The sequence below is a fragment of the Pseudomonas sp. PSPC3-2 genome (assembly GCF_049897085.1).
Taxonomy (GTDB): Bacteria; Pseudomonadota; Gammaproteobacteria; order Pseudomonadales; family Pseudomonadaceae; genus Aquipseudomonas; species Aquipseudomonas paraveronii.
In genome coordinates, this window is record NZ_JAFCVO010000014.1 from 129583 (window position 1) to 146346 (window position 16764).

17 protein-coding genes are annotated in these 16764 nt (G+C 58.3%); all 17 read left to right on the plus strand.

Annotated features, from left to right (window positions below; all coding sequences use genetic code 11):
* Nucleotides 1–402 precede the first annotated feature (402 nt).
* Entirely contained in the window at nt 403–2295 is a 1893-nt protein-coding gene (gene mnmG / locus ACP7CJ_RS21985) for a tRNA uridine-5-carboxymethylaminomethyl(34) synthesis enzyme MnmG (RefSeq protein WP_426101877.1), read from the plus strand.
* On the plus strand, nt 2292–2936 hold the full coding sequence (gene rsmG / locus ACP7CJ_RS21990; RefSeq protein WP_276195570.1) for a 16S rRNA (guanine(527)-N(7))-methyltransferase RsmG: 645 nt from the start codon (nt 2292–2294) through the stop codon (nt 2934–2936). Before mnmG ends, rsmG begins: the two co-directional genes overlap by 4 nt.
* A gap of 18 nt (nt 2937–2954) precedes the next feature.
* Complete coding sequence (locus tag ACP7CJ_RS21995) at nt 2955–3752, plus strand: ParA family protein (protein WP_276195569.1); 798 nt, start codon at nt 2955–2957, stop codon at nt 3750–3752.
* A 9-nt stretch (nt 3753–3761) separates the two neighbouring features.
* On the plus strand, nt 3762–4634 hold the full coding sequence (locus ACP7CJ_RS22000; RefSeq protein ID WP_253400231.1) for a ParB/RepB/Spo0J family partition protein: 873 nt from the start codon (nt 3762–3764) through the stop codon (nt 4632–4634).
* Nucleotides 4635–4782: 148 nt separating this feature from the next.
* Complete coding sequence (locus ACP7CJ_RS22005) at nt 4783–5190, plus strand: F0F1 ATP synthase subunit I (RefSeq protein ID WP_247396726.1); 408 nt, start codon at nt 4783–4785, stop codon at nt 5188–5190.
* 16 nt (nt 5191–5206) lie between these two features.
* On the plus strand, nt 5207–6076 hold the full coding sequence (atpB, locus tag ACP7CJ_RS22010; RefSeq protein ID WP_128591039.1) for a F0F1 ATP synthase subunit A: 870 nt from the start codon (nt 5207–5209) through the stop codon (nt 6074–6076).
* Between the two features lie 133 nt (nt 6077–6209).
* A complete protein-coding gene (gene atpE / locus ACP7CJ_RS22015; RefSeq protein ID WP_002555987.1) occupies nt 6210–6467 on the plus strand; it encodes a F0F1 ATP synthase subunit C in 258 nt (85 codons plus the stop codon).
* A gap of 57 nt (nt 6468–6524) precedes the next feature.
* On the plus strand, nt 6525–6995 hold the full coding sequence (locus ACP7CJ_RS22020) for a F0F1 ATP synthase subunit B (RefSeq protein WP_015886647.1): 471 nt from the start codon (nt 6525–6527) through the stop codon (nt 6993–6995).
* A gap of 12 nt (nt 6996–7007) precedes the next feature.
* Entirely contained in the window at nt 7008–7544 is a 537-nt protein-coding gene (locus ACP7CJ_RS22025; RefSeq protein ID WP_426101875.1) for a F0F1 ATP synthase subunit delta, read from the plus strand.
* 21 nt (nt 7545–7565) lie between these two features.
* Nucleotides 7566–9110 carry a F0F1 ATP synthase subunit alpha gene (atpA, locus tag ACP7CJ_RS22030; RefSeq protein WP_010565869.1) on the plus strand — a complete coding sequence of 515 codons (1545 nt, stop codon included), beginning with the start codon at nt 7566–7568 and terminating at the stop codon, nt 9108–9110.
* A gap of 50 nt (nt 9111–9160) precedes the next feature.
* Complete coding sequence (atpG, locus tag ACP7CJ_RS22035; protein WP_154741459.1) at nt 9161–10021, plus strand: F0F1 ATP synthase subunit gamma; 861 nt, start codon at nt 9161–9163, stop codon at nt 10019–10021.
* A gap of 27 nt (nt 10022–10048) precedes the next feature.
* Nucleotides 10049–11428, plus strand: a complete 1380-nt coding sequence (atpD, locus tag ACP7CJ_RS22040) for a F0F1 ATP synthase subunit beta (protein WP_247406935.1) — start codon at nt 10049–10051, stop codon at nt 11426–11428.
* Between the two features lie 44 nt (nt 11429–11472).
* Entirely contained in the window at nt 11473–11898 is a 426-nt protein-coding gene (locus ACP7CJ_RS22045; protein WP_247406932.1) for a F0F1 ATP synthase subunit epsilon, read from the plus strand.
* Between the two features lie 115 nt (nt 11899–12013).
* Entirely contained in the window at nt 12014–13381 is a 1368-nt protein-coding gene (gene glmU, locus ACP7CJ_RS22050; protein ID WP_426101873.1) for a bifunctional UDP-N-acetylglucosamine diphosphorylase/glucosamine-1-phosphate N-acetyltransferase GlmU, read from the plus strand.
* Nucleotides 13382–13610: 229 nt separating this feature from the next.
* Nucleotides 13611–14378, plus strand: a complete 768-nt coding sequence (locus ACP7CJ_RS22055) for a DeoR/GlpR family DNA-binding transcription regulator (RefSeq protein ID WP_426101871.1) — start codon at nt 13611–13613, stop codon at nt 14376–14378.
* A 10-nt stretch (nt 14379–14388) separates the two neighbouring features.
* Nucleotides 14389–16221 carry a glutamine--fructose-6-phosphate transaminase (isomerizing) gene (gene glmS, locus ACP7CJ_RS22060; RefSeq protein ID WP_426101869.1) on the plus strand — a complete coding sequence of 611 codons (1833 nt, stop codon included), beginning with the start codon at nt 14389–14391 and terminating at the stop codon, nt 16219–16221.
* Nucleotides 16222–16290: 69 nt separating this feature from the next.
* Nucleotides 16291–16665 (plus strand): hypothetical protein, encoded by a 375-nt coding sequence (locus ACP7CJ_RS22065; RefSeq protein WP_426101867.1) that lies wholly within the window; start codon nt 16291–16293, stop codon nt 16663–16665.
* Nucleotides 16666–16764: the final 99 nt, after the last annotated feature.

A 16764-nucleotide genomic window follows, 5' to 3' on the forward strand; every position in this document is an offset into this window, starting at 1 on the left:
CTGTGAATAACCGCCCCTGTGCTCGGTTGATAACAGGGCTTGAAACCTGAGTAAAAAACCCTCTGTGGATAACCACCTGTTTAATCCACAGGCTTAGAGCACTTATCCACGCCACTCATGGGCACATGACCACAGACTTTTGAATCTCTGTACACAACGTGAATTAAGGGCTGTAGAGATCTATCCACAGAAAGTAGGCTCAGTAGAAATAAACATAAAAACAAAGATTTAATATATTTCTCTCTTTTAATTTCTATTGTCTGTGATTCATCCACAGCTGGTTAAATTTTGTGCAAAGGGTTCTTTAGGAGGGGCTAAGTCCCTATACTGGCCGCCAAAGCTCTAAAACCAGCTCAACCAATCAATTCCTAATTACCTACATAAGCAGGCACGAGGTGCGTGGTGGATTTCCCTTCCCGTTTTGAAGTGATCGTCATCGGCGGCGGTCATGCCGGTACCGAGGCAGCACTGGCCTCAGCACGCATGGGCGTAAAAACCCTGTTGCTGACGCACAACGTGGAAACCCTTGGTGCCATGAGTTGCAACCCTGCCATTGGCGGCATCGGCAAAAGCCATCTGGTCAAGGAAATCGACGCCCTTGGCGGTGTCATGGCGATGGCCACCGACAAAGGTGGTATCCAATTTCGTGTGCTGAACAGCCGCAAAGGCCCCGCCGTGCGTGCGACCCGGGCACAAGCCGACCGCATCCTGTACAAGGCCGCGGTGCGCGAAACCCTGGAAAACCAGGCGAACCTGTGGATATTTCAACAGGCCGCCGACGACCTGATCGTCGAACAGGACCGGGTACGCGGTGTTGTCACCCAGATGGGCCTGCGGTTCTTAGCGGAATCCGTGGTGTTGACCACCGGCACCTTCCTCGGCGGACTTATCCACATCGGCATGCAGAACTATTCCGGTGGCCGAGCCGGCGATCCGCCGTCGATTGCCCTGGCACAACGCCTACGCGAACTGCCGCTGCGGGTCGGTCGCCTGAAAACCGGGACGCCGCCGCGAATCGATGGCCGTTCCGTAGATTTCTCGGTGATGACCGAGCAGGCCGGTGATACGCCGATTCCGGTGATGTCGTTCATGGGCTCGAAAGAACAGCACCCGAAACAGGTGAGCTGCTGGATTACCCACACCAACGCCCGAACCCACGAAATCATCGCTGCAAACCTCGACCGTTCGCCGATGTATTCCGGGGTGATCGAAGGTATCGGGCCACGTTACTGCCCGTCGATTGAAGACAAGATCCACCGCTTTGCCGACAAGGAAAGCCACCAGGTCTTCATCGAGCCCGAAGGCTTGACCACTCACGAGCTGTACCCGAACGGGATATCCACATCCCTGCCGTTCGACGTGCAAATCCAGATCGTGCAATCGATTCGCGGTATGGAAAACGCGCATATCGTGCGTCCCGGCTACGCCATCGAGTACGACTACTTCGACCCGCGAGACCTGAAATACAGCCTGGAAACCAAAGTGATCGGCGGCCTGTTCTTCGCCGGGCAAATCAACGGCACCACCGGTTACGAAGAAGCCGGCGCCCAAGGTTTGCTGGCCGGGACCAACGCCGCGTTGCGCGCGCTGGGCAAAGACAGCTGGTGCCCGCGTCGCGATGAAGCGTACATCGGCGTGTTGGTTGACGACCTGATCACCCTGGGCACCCAGGAACCGTACCGAATGTTCACATCGCGGGCGGAATACCGTCTGATCCTGCGGGAAGACAACGCCGACCTGCGCCTGACCGAAAAAGGCCGCGAGCTGGGCTTGGTGGATGACGCACGTTGGGCGGCTTTCTGCAAAAAACGCGAAAGCATCGACCTGGAAGAGCAACGCCTGAAAAGTACCTGGGTTCGTCCGGGCACTGAGCAGGGCGACGCGATCGCCGAAAAATTCGGCACGCCGCTGACCCACGAGTACAACCTACTGAACCTGCTGTCCCGTCCGGAAATCGACTACGTCGGTCTGGTCGAAGTGACCGGCGGTGGTGCAGACGATCCGCAGGTCGCCGAACAGGTCGAGATCAAAACCAAGTACGCCGGTTACATTGATCGCCAGCAAGATGAGATCGCTCGTCTGCGCGCCAGTGAAGACATCAAGCTGCCTGTGGATATCGATTACACCGGGATTTCCGGGCTGTCGAAAGAAATCCAAAGCAAGCTGGGGATAACTCGGCCGGAAACCTTGGGCCAGGCTTCACGTATTCCCGGCGTCACCCCGGCAGCCATTTCGCTGTTGATGATTCATTTGAAAAAACGCGGCGCGGGCCGTCAGTTGGAGCAAAGCGCTTGAGTTCGTTGGTCACCTCGCAACACGCCGAAGAGTTATCCACAGGAGCACGCCAGTTGGGCGTCGACCTGAGCGCCGCCCAGCATGAGTTGCTGCTGGGCTACCTGGCCCTGTTGATCAAATGGAACAAGGCTTACAACCTCACGGCAGTGCGCGATCCCGACGAAATGGTCTCGCGCCACCTACTCGACAGCCTGAGCGTGATGCCGTTCATCGAAAACGGCCGCTGGCTCGACGTGGGCAGCGGCGGCGGCATGCCCGGCATTCCCATGGCCATCCTGTTTCCCGAGTCGCAAGTGACGTGCCTGGACAGTAACGGCAAGAAGACCCGCTTCCTGACCCAGGTCAAACTCGAGCTGAAGCTGGACAACCTGCAAGTTATCCACAGTCGCGTCGAAGCCTTCACGCCGCAGCAGCCTTTCAACGGAATTGTTTCCCGGGCTTTCAGCAGCATGGAGAACTTCAGCAACTGGACCCGCCACTTAGGCGACCGTGACACCCGTTGGCTGGCAATGAAGGGCGTTCATCCAAGCGACGAGCTGCTAGCATTGCCGGCAGACTTCCACCTCGATAGCGAACACGCCTTGGCCGTACCCGGTTGCCAAGGCCAACGCCATCTGCTGATACTGCGCCGCACGGCATGATTGGGAACACAAGCAAGAATGGCTAAGGTATTCGCGATAGCGAACCAGAAAGGTGGCGTGGGTAAAACCACCACCTGCATCAACCTCGCAGCATCCCTGGTCGCGACCAAGCGCCGGGTGCTGTTGATCGATCTCGATCCACAGGGCAACGCCACCATGGGTAGCGGTGTGGATAAACACGGCCTGGAAAACTCGGTCTACGACTTGCTGATTGGCGAGTGCGACCTGGGCCAGGCCATGCACTATTCCGAACACGGCGGTTATCAACTGTTGCCGGCCAACCGCGATTTGACGGCGGCGGAAGTGGTGCTTTTGGAAATGCAGATGAAAGAAAGCCGTCTGCGCAGCGCCTTGGCGCCGATCCGCGAGAATTACGATTACATCCTGATCGACTGCCCGCCGTCGCTGTCGATGCTGACGCTCAATGCGCTGGTGGCCGCCGATGGCGTGATTATTCCGATGCAGTGTGAGTATTTCGCCCTCGAAGGCTTGAGCGACCTTGTGGATAACATCAAGCGCATTGCCGAACTGCTGAACCCGAACCTGAAAGTCGAAGGGCTGCTGCGGACCATGTATGACCCGCGCCTGAGCCTGATGAACGATGTATCGGCGCAGCTCAAGGAACACTTCGGCGATCAGCTATACGACACCGTGATCCCACGCAACATCCGCCTGGCCGAAGCGCCAAGCTATGGCATGCCCGCGCTGGCTTACGACAAGTCCTCCCGTGGTGCCATTGCCTACTTGGCATTGGCCGGCGAGATGGTTCGTCGTCAACGCCGCAACTCCCGTACCACTGCAGCCCAGCCAACTTAAGGAAACCCCATGGCCGTCAAGAAACGAGGTCTCGGACGTGGACTGGATGCACTGCTGAGTGGTCCGACTGTCACGACCCTTGAAGAACAAGCGGTACAGGCCGACGAGCGCGAGCTGCAGCATCTGCCGCTGGACCTGATCCAGCGCGGCAAATACCAGCCACGCCGTGACATGGACCCCCAGGCGCTGGAAGAACTGGCCAATTCGATCAAGGCCCAGGGTGTGATGCAGCCGATCGTGGTACGCCCGATTGGCGGCGGCCGCTTTGAAATCATCGCTGGCGAACGCCGCTGGCGCGCGAGCCAACAGGCCGGCAAGGAAACCATCCCGGCGATGGTGCGCGATGTGTCGGATGAAACCGCCATCGCCATGGCGTTGATCGAGAACATCCAGCGCGAAGACCTCAATCCGATCGAAGAAGCGATCGCCTTGCAGCGTTTGCAGCAGGAGTTTCAGCTGACCCAACAACAAGTGGCCGATGCCGTGGGTAAATCCCGCGTGACCGTGTCTAACCTGTTGCGCCTGATCGCACTGCCGGAAGTCATCAAGACGATGCTTTCCCACGGCGACCTGGAAATGGGTCATGCGCGTGCTTTGCTCGGTTTACCGGAAAATCAACAGGTTGAAGGGGCGCGACACGTTGTCGCACGAGGCCTCACCGTTCGTCAGACCGAGGCCCTGGTTCGGCAGTGGCTCAGTGGCAAACCTGCACCGGTCGAAACGGCCAAACCTGATCCGGATATCGCGCGTCTCGAACAGCGCCTGGCCGAGCGCCTGGGCTCTGCGGTGCAGATTCGGCATGGGAAGAAAGGCAAGGGCCAATTGGTCATCGGCTATAACTCGCTTGATGAGCTTCAGGGCGTGCTTGCCCACATTCGCTGAAACAATTGCTTATGTAGCGCGTGATCGGAAATCACTACCTGACAGTTGAATAGGGGCAGAACCGCCCCTATACTCTGCGCGCATTTTGTCGGCACAAATTATGCCAAGTTATTGATTTCCGGCAGCCGACCATTGAGGAGCAAGAGTGGTGGAAACCCGCACGCCAAACACGTCGTCGTTCCATCGCTTGGCGGTTTTCCCGGTGCTAATGGCGCAATTTGTCATTTTGCTGATCGCCGCACTGGCGCTTTGGTATTGGCATGGAGTCGTAGCCGGGTACTCGGGACTCTGCGGAGGCCTGATAGCCTTGCTGCCCAATATGTATTTTGCTCATAGGGCCTTTCGGTTTTCCGGCGCCCGAGCAGCCCAGGCTATCGTCCGGTCTTTTTATGCCGGCGAGGCGGGGAAATTGATTTTGACGGCAGTGCTGTTTGCACTGACCTTTGCAGGTGTGAAGCCATTGGCGCCGCTGGCTGTATTCGGCGTCTTCGTGTTGACCCAACTGGTCAACTGGTTCGCTCCCCTGCTAATGAAAACAAGACTTTCGAAACCTTAGGGCGTTTGAGGCAACCATGGCAGAAACAACCGCTTCGGGCTATATCCAGCACCACTTGCAGAACCTGACCTTCGGTCAGCTTCCCAACGGCGGCTGGGGCTTCGCCCACACCGCAGCAGAAGCCAAAGAAATGGGCTTCTGGGCTTTCCACCTGGATACTTTGGGTTGGTCGGTCGCATTGGGTCTGATCTTCGTCCTGATTTTCCGCATGGCGGCAAAGAAGGCGACTTCCGGTCAACCAGGTGCCCTGCAGAACTTCGTTGAAGTATTGGTCGAATTCGTCGATGGCAGCGTGAAAGACAGCTTCCATGGCCGTAGCCCGGTGATTGCACCGCTGGCACTGACCATCTTCGTCTGGGTGTTCCTGATGAACGCCGTCGACCTGATTCCGGTCGACTGGATTCCTCAGTTGGCCATCCTGATCACCGGCGATCACCACATTCCATTCCGTGCGGTGTCCACCACTGACCCTAACGCCACCCTGGGCATGGCCCTGTCGGTGTTTGCGTTGATCATTTTCTACAGCATCAAGGTCAAGGGCATCGGCGGCTTCATCGGCGAACTGACCCTGCACCCGTTCGGCAGCAAGAACATCTTCGTTCAAGCCCTGCTGATCCCGGTGAACTTCCTGCTGGAATTCGTGACCCTGATCGCCAAGCCGATCTCCCTGGCTTTGCGACTGTTCGGCAACATGTATGCCGGCGAGCTGGTGTTCATTCTGATCGCTGTGATGTTCGGCAGCGGTCTGCTCTGGCTTAGCGGCCTGGGCATTGTTCTGCAGTGGGCGTGGGCTGTGTTCCACATCCTGATCATCACCCTGCAGGCGTTTATCTTCATGATGCTGACCATCGTCTACCTGTCGATGGCGCACGAAGAGAACCATTAAGACCAGTCTCGACTAGTCTGATGTCCTTCCCGGTAAAACGGGAAGGTGGCCTGAAAGGGCTATGAAACGATTTGTTTTACCGCTTTAAAATCTAAAAAACCTAAACCATACGACGTAAAAGTCGGGAGGAAAGATGGAAACTGTAGTTGGTCTAACCGCTATCGCTGTTGCACTGTTGATCGGCCTGGGCGCCCTGGGTACTGCCATTGGTTTCGGCCTGCTTGGCGGCAAATTCCTGGAAGGCGCAGCGCGTCAGCCAGAAATGGTCCCAATGCTGCAAGTTAAAATGTTCATCGTCGCCGGTCTGCTCGACGCCGTGACTATGATCGGCGTTGGTATCGCTCTGTTCTTCACCTTCGCGAACCCCTTCGTTGGTCAACTCGCTGGCTAATCACTCGAATTTTCGAGTTGATTGGGGTGATGGACAACGAATGAGCGAGGTGTTGGCGTGAACATTAATGCAACCCTGATTGGCCAATCCGTTGCGTTCTTCATTTTTGTAGTGTTTTGCATGAAGTTCGTGTGGCCTCCGGTCATCGCGGCTTTGCACGAACGTCAGAAGAAGATCGCGGATGGTTTGGACGCTGCCAGCCGTGCAGCTCGCGACCTGGAGTTGGCCCAAGAGAAAGTGGGTCATCAACTGCGCGATGCTAAAGCACAGGCAGCTGAAATCATTGAGCAAGCCAAGAAACGCGGCAACCAGATCGTCGAAGAGGCTGTTGAAAAAGCCCGCGTCGAAGCTGACCGTGTGAAGGCTTCGGCTCATGCCGAGATCGAACAGGAACTGAACGGCGTCAAAGACGCGCTGCGCGCCCAACTGGGTGCTCTGGCGGTCGGCGGTGCCGAGAAGATCCTCGGTGCCACAATCGATCAAAACGCGCACGCGGAGCTGGTTAATAAACTGGCTGCTGAAATTTAAGCGAGGGCGATCATGGCAGAATTGACCACGTTGGCCCGACCTTACGCTAAGGCAGCCTTCGAGCACGCCCAGGCCCACCAGCAACTGGCCTCTTGGTCAGCCATGCTCGGCCTGGCTGCAGCAATGTCACAAAACGACACCATGCAGCGCGTGCTCAAGGCCCCGCGCCTGACGAGCGCAGACAAGGCCGCCACGTTTATTGACGTGTGCGGCGACAAGTTCGATGTGAAAGTGCAGAACTTCATCCACGTCGTTGCCGAAAACGACCGTCTCCCGCTTTTGCCGGAGATTGCCGCTCTGTTCGACCTGTACAAGGCCGAGCAAGAGAAGTCGGTAGACGTTGAAGTGACCAGTGCTTTTGCATTGAACCAAGAACAGCAAGACAAACTCGCCAAGGTTCTCAGTGCACGACTCGACCGGGAAGTGCGCCTGCAAGTTGCGGAAGACAAATCCCTCATTGGGGGCATTGTCATTCGCGCCGGCGACCTGGTTATCGATGGCTCGGTTCGCGGCAAACTCGCGAGCCTTGCCGAAGCATTGAAATCTTGAGTTTGAAGGGGCAGCAGAGCAATGCAGCAACTCAATCCTTCCGAAATAAGTGAAATTATCAAGGGCCGCATCGACAAGCTCGATGTGACCTCCCAAGCCCGTAACGAAGGCACTGTCGTCAGCGTATCTGACGGCATCGTGCGGATTCACGGTCTGGCCGACGTCATGTACGGCGAGATGATCGAGTTTCCGGGCGGCGTCTACGGTATGGCCCTCAACCTGGAGCAAGACTCCGTAGGTGCCGTTGTATTGGGCGCGTACACCAGTCTGGCTGAAGGCATGAGCGCCAAGTGCACCGGCCGCATCCTGGAGGTTCCGGTTGGTAAGGAACTGCTGGGTCGCGTAGTCGACGCACTGGGTAACCCAGTTGACGGCAAAGGTCCGCTGAACAACACCGAGACCGATGCGGTCGAGAAAGTTGCTCCAGGCGTGATCTGGCGTAAGTCGGTAGACCAGCCTGTACAGACTGGCTACAAGGCGGTCGATGCCATGATCCCAGTCGGCCGTGGCCAGCGTGAGCTGATCATCGGTGACCGTCAGATCGGTAAAACCGCTCTGGCGATCGACGCGATCATCAACCAGAAGAACAGCGGCATTTATTGCGTCTACGTAGCGATCGGTCAGAAACAATCGACCATCGCCAACGTGGTTCGCAAGCTGGAAGAAAACGGCGCCCTGGCCAACACGATCATCGTGGCTGCCAGTGCTTCGGAATCTCCTGCGCTGCAATTCCTGGCACCGTACTCCGGTTGCACCATGGGTGAATTCTTCCGCGACCGCGGTGAAGACGCGCTGATCGTTTATGACGATCTGTCCAAGCAAGCAGTGGCTTACCGCCAGATTTCCCTGCTGCTGCGCCGTCCACCAGGACGTGAAGCCTACCCAGGCGACGTGTTCTATCTCCACTCCCGTCTGCTGGAGCGCGCATCCCGCGTTTCGGAAGAATACGTAGAGAAGTTCACCAACGGCGCAGTGACCGGCAAAACCGGTTCCCTGACCGCACTGCCGATCATCGAAACCCAGGCTGGCGACGTTTCCGCGTTCGTTCCGACCAACGTGATTTCCATCACCGACGGTCAGATCTTCCTGGAATCGGCGATGTTCAACTCGGGCATCCGCCCTGCAGTGAACGCCGGTGTTTCGGTATCCCGTGTGGGTGGTGCCGCTCAGACCAAGATCATCAAGAAGCTCTCCGGTGGTATCCGTACCGCTCTGGCTCAGTACCGTGAACTGGCGGCATTCGCCCAGTTCGCTTCTGACCTGGACGAAGCGACCCGTAAGCAACTTGAGCATGGTCAGCGCGTTACCGAGCTGATGAAGCAGAAGCAATACGCCCCAATGTCGATCGCTGACATGGCGTTGTCGCTGTATGCCGCTGAGCGTGGGTTCCTGACCGACGTTGAAATCGCCAAGGTCGGCAGCTTTGAACAAGCGCTGATTGCTTACTTCAACCGCGATCACGCCGAATTGATGGCGAAGATCAACGTGAAGGGTGACTTCAATGACGATATCGACGCTGGCATGAAAGCCGGTATCGAGAAGTTCAAGGCCACCCAAACCTGGTAAGCCGCAGCGGGAGCCGCAAGGCTCCCGCTTGCTAACCTGATAGGTGTTACATGGCAGGCGCAAAAGAGATTCGCAGTAAGATTGCGAGCATCAAAAGCACGCAAAAAATTACCAGCGCCATGGAAAAAGTGGCGGTCAGCAAAATGCGCAGGGCACAAATGCGTATGGCTGCTAGCCGTCCTTATGCGGAGCGTATCCGCCAGGTAATTGGGCATCTGGCCAACGCCAACCCGGAATACCGCCACCCGTTCATGATCGACCGCGAAGTTAAGCGTGTGGGTTATGTGGTTGTGAGCAGTGACCGTGGTTTGTGCGGTGGTTTGAATACCAACCTGTTCAAGGCCCTGGTCAAGGACATGGCGGTAAACCGCGAAAACGGCGTCGAGATCGATCTGTGTGTAGTTGGTAGCAAGGGTGCGGCCTTTTTCCGCAACTTCGGCGGTAACGTCGTTGCAGCTATCAGCCACCTGGGTGAAGAGCCGTCGATCAATGATTTGATCGGCAGTGTGAAGGTGATGCTGGATGCGTACCTGGAAGGCCGGATTGACCGCCTGTCCGTGGTATCCAACAAGTTCATCAACACCATGACCCAGCAGCCAACCGTGGAGCAATTGATTCCACTGGTGGCGACTCCGGATCAGGAACTCAAGCACCACTGGGACTACCTCTACGAACCAGACGCCAAAGAGCTGCTTGACGGCTTGATGGTGCGCTACGTGGAGTCGCAGGTGTACCAGGCGGTGGTCGAGAACAACGCAGCTGAACAAGCGGCGCGGATGATCGCGATGAAAAACGCTACCGATAACGCCGGTGATCTGATCAGCGATTTGCAGCTGATCTACAACAAGGCGCGTCAGGCTGCGATCACCCAAGAGATCTCGGAAATCGTCGGCGGCGCTGCCGCGGTTTAACGGTTCAAATATTCAGAGGATCCAGCTATGAGTAGCGGACGTATCGTTCAAATCATCGGCGCCGTTATCGACGTGGAATTTCCACGCGACAGCGTACCGAGCATCTACAACGCTTTGAAAGTACAAAGCGATGCAGGCACCACTCTGGAAGTTCAGCAGCAGCTGGGCGACGGCGTGGTTCGTACCATTGCAATGGGTTCTACCGAGGGCTTGAAGCGCGGTCTGGGTGTTCTGGACACTGGCGCTGCCATCTCCGTACCGGTCGGTAAAGCGACCCTGGGCCGGATCATGGACGTACTGGGTAACCCGATTGACGAAGCTGGCCCGATCGACACCGAAGAGCGCTGGGGCATTCACCGTCCAGCACCTTCGTTCGCGGACCAAGCGGGCGGCAACGACCTGCTGGAAACCGGCATCAAGGTTATCGACCTGGTTTGCCCGTTCGCCAAGGGCGGTAAAGTCGGTCTGTTCGGTGGTGCCGGTGTAGGCAAGACCGTAAACATGATGGAACTGATCCGTAACATCGCCATCGAGCACAGCGGTTATTCCGTGTTCGCCGGTGTGGGTGAGCGTACTCGTGAGGGTAACGACTTCTACCACGAGATGAAGGACTCCAACGTTCTGGACAAAGTGGCACTGGTTTACGGTCAGATGAACGAGCCGCCGGGAAACCGTCTGCGCGTAGCACTGACTGGCCTGACCATGGCCGAGAAGTTCCGTGACGAAGGTAACGACGTTCTGCTGTTCGTCGACAACATCTATCGTTACACCCTGGCCGGTACTGAAGTATCCGCACTGCTGGGCCGTATGCCTTCGGCAGTAGGTTACCAGCCGACCCTGGCTGAAGAGATGGGCGTTCTGCAAGAACGTATCACTTCGACCAAGGAAGGTTCGATCACTTCGATCCAAGCGGTATACGTACCTGCGGATGACTTGACCGACCCGTCGCCAGCGACCACCTTCGCCCACTTGGACGCCACCGTCGTTCTGTCCCGTGACATCGCTTCCCTGGGTATCTACCCAGCGGTCGATCCACTCGACTCGACTTCGCGCCAGCTGGACCCGAACGTGATCGGCCAGGAGCATTACGACACCGCTCGCGGCGTTCAGTACGTGCTGCAGCGTTACAAAGAACTGAAGGACATCATTGCGATCCTGGGTATGGACGAGCTGTCGGAAACCGACAAGCAGTTGGTATCCCGCGCTCGTAAGATCCAGCGCTTCTTGTCGCAGCCGTTCTTCGTGGCTGAAGTCTTCACCGGTGCTTCGGGTAAGTACGTTTCCCTGAAAGACACCATTGCTGGCTTCAAAGGCATCCTCAACGGTGACTACGACCACCTGCCAGAACAAGCGTTCTACATGGTCGGCGGCATCGAAGAAGCGATCGAGAAAGCCAAGAAACTGTAATCCCGGCGCCCGGCAACGGGCGCTCATCAGGTTGAGGCAATCAGATGGCTATGACAGTCCATTGCGATATCGTCAGCGCGGAAGGGGAAATCTTCTCCGGTCTGGTAGAAATGGTGATTGCACACGGCGAACTCGGTGACTTGGGTATTGCCATGGGCCACACGCCATTGATCACCAGCTTGAAGCCAGGTCCGATCACTCTGACCAAGCAAGGCGGGGAACGGGAGGTGTTTTACATCTCCGGTGGTTTCCTCGAGGTTCAGCCGAACATGGTCAAGGTACTTGCCGACACCGTGCAACGTGCTGCTGATCTGGATGAAGCCTCCGCTCAGGCGGCCGTTAAGGCAGCCGAGAAGGCCCTGAACGAAAAAGGCGCAGATTTCGACTACGGTTCTGCTGCTGCTCGTCTGGCCGAGGCCGCAGCTCAGCTGCGTACCGTCCAGCAGATCCGCAAGAAGTTTGGCGGCTAAGCCGTTAAGCCTCATGCGTGATTGATTAAAAAGGGTAGCCTCGGCTACCCTTTTTCTTTTTTTGCAAAACACTTCTCTGGTCTGAAGCCGGACCGCCCAGGATTGGTAGCCATTCATGTCTCTAGAAATCGTCATTCTCGCCGCAGGCCAGGGCACCCGCATGCGCTCGGCCTTGCCCAAGGTGCTGCATCCGGTGGCCGGTAACTCCATGCTTGGCCATGTTATCCACAGCGCCAGGCAGCTCGACCCGCAACGCATCCACGTCGTCATCGGCCACGGTGCCGATGTGGTGCGTGAGCGCTTGGCCGCGGATGACCTGAATTTCGTATTGCAAGACAAGCAACTGGGCACCGGCCACGCAACCGCCCAAGCCGTGCCGTTCATCAAAGCCGACACGGTGCTGATCCTCTACGGCGACGTGCCCCTGATCGAAGTGGAAACCCTGCAACGCCTGCTCAAGCACGTCGTGCCTGGCCAGATGGGCCTGCTCACCGTCGAACTCGATGACCCTACCGGCTACGGCCGCATCGTGCGCAACACCGACGGCAAGGTCGCGGCGATCGTCGAGCACAAGGATGCCAGCGACGCCCAACGCGCTATCACCGAAGGCAACACCGGGATTCTCGCAGTGCCGGCCGATCGCCTGGCGGACTGGATGAGCCGTCTGTCCAACAACAACGTCCAGGGCGAGTACTACCTGACCGACGTGATCGAAATGGCCGTCAGCGATGGCTTGCTGGTCGCCACCGAACAGCCCCACGACCCGATGGAAGTGCAGGGCGCCAACGACCGCAAGCAATTGGCCGAACTCGAGCGCCACTACCAACTGCGCGAAGGCCGCCGCCTGATGGCCCAGGGCGTGACCCTGCGCGACCCGGCGCGCTTTGATGTACGTGGTGAAGTCAGCGTGGGCCGCGACGTGCTGATCGACATTAACGTCATTCTCGAAGGCCGCGTGATCATCGAAGACGATGTGGTGATTGGCCCGAACTGCGTGATCAAGGACAGCACCCTGCGCAAGGGCGTGGTGATCAAGGCCAACAGCCATCTCGACGGTGCGGTGATGGGTGAGGGCAGCGATGCCGGTCCGTTTGCACGGTTGCGTCCGGGCAGCGTGTTGGAAGCCAAGGCCCATGTGGGTAACTTTGTCGAATTGAAAAACGCCCATCTGGGCGAAGGCGCCAAGGCCGGTCACCTGACGTACCTGGGCGATGCGGTGATTGGCGCGCGGACCAACGTCGGGGCCGGCACCATCACCTGCAACTACGATGGCGCCAACAAATACCAGACCACTATTGGTGAAGACGTATTTATCGGCTCTAACAATTCGCTGATTGCCCCCGTGACTATTGGCGATGGCTCGAACACCGCTGCCGGCTCAACCATCAATCAGGATGTGGATAAGTCCCAACTAGCCGTAGCCCGCGCCCGCCAGCGCAACATCGACGGTTGGAAACGCCCGGTAAAAATCAAAAAGAGCTGAGTTATCCACAGGCTTATCTGCAACAAATAGCCAATGTGGGAGGGGCTTGCCCCCGATGGCGGAGTTCCAGTCAAAGCACTTAATGACTGACACACAGCTATCGGGGGCAAGCCCCCTCCCACATTAGCCCTCCGCCAGTTTCAAAAATTTGCAGCATGTTGCTTGACGAACTTTCGCCTATAGGTTTCTATTGCCTTCGTTATCTTTCGAAACGAAACTTATAATCACCATGTCGAAACGAAATACACCTCAACGACGCCACAACATCCTGACCTTGCTCAATCAACTGGGCGAAGTCAGCGTGGACGAATTGGCCAAGCGTTTCGAAACCTCGGAAGTCACCATCCGCAAGGACCTGGCCGCCCTCGAAAGCAACGGCCTGTTGTTACGCCGTTACGGTGGCGCGATCACCATGCCCCAGGAACTCGTCGGCGACCCCGCCCAGCCCATCTCGGCCTACAAGCGCGCCATCGCGCGTGCCGCCGTGATGCGCCTGCGCGAGCACGCCCGCATCATCATCGACAGCGGCAGCACCACCGCCGCCATGATCCCCGAACTGGGCCACCAGCCCGGCCTGGTGGTGATGACCAACTCCCTGCACGTGGCCCGCGCCTTGAGCGAGCTGGAACACGAGCCGGTGCTGCTGATGACCGGTGGCACCTGGGACCCGCATTCGGACTCGTTCCAGGGCCAGGTTGCCGAGCAGGTGCTGCGTTCCTACGACTTTGATCAACTGTTCATCGGCGCCGACGGCATCGATCTGCAGCGCGGCACCACCACCTTCAACGAGCTGCTGGGCCTGAGCCGCGTGATGGCCGAGGTCGCCCGTGAAGTGGTGGTGATGGTCGAATCCGACAAGATCGGCCGCAAGATTCCCAACCTGGAACTGCCCTGGAGCAGCGTCCATACCCTGATCACCGATGATCGCCTGCCGCATGAGGCCCGCGACCAGATCCAAGCCCGCGGCATTACGCTGATATGCGCGGCAATCATCTAGGAGAAACACCATGTGTGGCATTGTTGGCGCAGTCGCTGAACGTAACATCACCCCCATCCTGATCGAAGGCCTCAAACGCCTGGAATACCGCGGCTATGACAGCGCCGGTGTGGCGGTCTTCACCAACGCCGGCAAGCTGGAGCGCCTGCGTCGTCCGGGCAAGGTCAGCGAGTTGGACCAAGCCCTGGCCGGCGAACCACTGGTCGGCCGCCTGGGCATCGCCCATACCCGTTGGGCCACCCACGGTGCGCCGTGCGAACGTAACGCCCACCCGCACTTCTCCGGCGACGTGGCCGTGGTACACAACGGCATCATCGAAAACCACGAAGTGCTGCGTGAACAGTTGAAGGGCCTGGGTTACGTGTTCACCTCGGACACCGACACCGAAGTCATCGCCCACCTGCTCAACCACAAGCTCAAGGACTACAGCGACCTGACCACCGCCCTCAAGGCCACGGTCAAGGAACTGCACGGCGCCTACGGCCTGGCCGTGATCTGCGCGAGCCAACCCGACCGTGTGGTTGCCGCACGCAGTGGCAGCCCGCTGGTGATCGGCCTGGGCCTGGGGGAAAACTTCCTCGCCTCCGACCAACTGGCTCTGCGCCAGGTCACCGACCGCTTCATGTACTTGGAAGAAGGCGATATTGCCGACATCCGCCGTGACAGCGTGGCGATCTGGGACGTAAACGGCAATTCCGTCGAGCGCGAAGCCGTGCAATACCGCGACGGCGCCGAAGCGGCCGACAAGGGCGCGTTCCGCCACTTCATGCTCAAGGAAATCCACGAGCAACCGACCGTGGTGCAACGCACCCTGGAAGGTCGCCTTGGCGACAAGCAAGTGCTGGTCAACGCCTTCGGCCCGCAAGCCGCTGAGTTGTTCGCCAAGGTGCGCAATGTCCAGATCGTGGCCTGCGGCACCAGCTACCACGCCGGGATGGTTGCGCGTTACTGGCTGGAAGAACTGGCCGGTATTCCGTGCCAGGTCGAAGTCGCCAGCGAATTCCGCTACCGCAAGGTGGTGGTGCAGCCCGACAGCCTATTCGTGACCATCTCCCAGTCCGGTGAAACTGCCGACACCCTGGCCGCCCTGCGCAACGCCAAAGAGCTCGGCTTCCTCGCCAGCCTGGCGATCTGCAACGTCAGCATCAGCTCCCTGGTGCGTGAGTCCGACCTGACCCTGCTGACCCAGGCCGGTCGCGAAATCGGTGTTGCCTCCACCAAAGCCTTCACCACCCAACTGGTCGGCCTGCTGTTGCTGACCCTGTCCCTGGGCCAAGTGCGCGGCACCCTGGCCCCCGGCGTCGAAGCCACCCTGGTGGAAGAACTGCGCCGCCTGCCGACCCGCCTCGGCGAAGCGCTGGCGATGGACAGCACCGTGGAAAAAGTCGCCGAGCTGTTCGCCGACAAGAACCACACCCTGTTCCTCGGCCGTGGTGCGCAATACCCGGTGGCGATGGAAGGCGCCCTCAAGCTCAAGGAAATTTCGTACATCCACGCCGAAGCCTACCCGGCCGGCGAACTGAAACACGGCCCATTGGCCCTGGTGGATGACGACATGCCAGTGGTCACCGTCGCGCCGAACAACGAACTGCTGGAGAAGCTCAAGTCCAACCTGCAGGAAGTGCGCGCCCGTGGCGGCCAACTGATCGTCTTCGCCGACGAGAAAGCCGGCATGGTCAACGGCGAAGGCACCTACGTCATCAACATGCCGCACATCCACGACACCCTGTCGCCGATCCTCTACACCCTCCCGCTGCAATTGCTGTCGTACTACGTCGCCGTGCTCAAAGGCACCGACGTTGACCAGCCGCGCAACCTGGCGAAGTCGGTGACGGTGGAGTAATACGGCTGGCGCCTGGAGGCCCGCCGGGTCTCCAGGCTCGACCCAGCCCCACGAACGGACGCGAGATTCATGGACACTCCCTTCTCCCCAATCCACGCCCGTTTGAACAATCGCCACTTTACGGTCGCGAACAACGCCCACGGGCTATCCGGTGCCGGCACGGTGTTTCATTACCTTGTCGAAGGCGATGCCATTTCCGGCACTTACCAAGGCGGTCGAATCCGCATGGGCACGCAGGTCGGGCGCGTGACAGGCGCCGATACCATCGATTTGCTGTATCAATGCCTGACGCTTGAGGGCGAGCTGCTGGCCGGCTGGTCGCGTGGCACGGTAGGCGTGGATCAGGCCGGGCGTACCACTTTGAGCTTCGTGTGGGGATGGTTGTCGGGCGCGAAGGGCGGTGGGGAGTCGAGCTACGTGGAGACTAGTGGCCTGAGCGGTTAATCCATTAATTTATTTTTTATCACACTCAGCTTCGCTTTATGTACCGAGCTAATGATGGCCTCAGCCGTTTTATTCCACTTGAACGGCTTGGCTGAATGC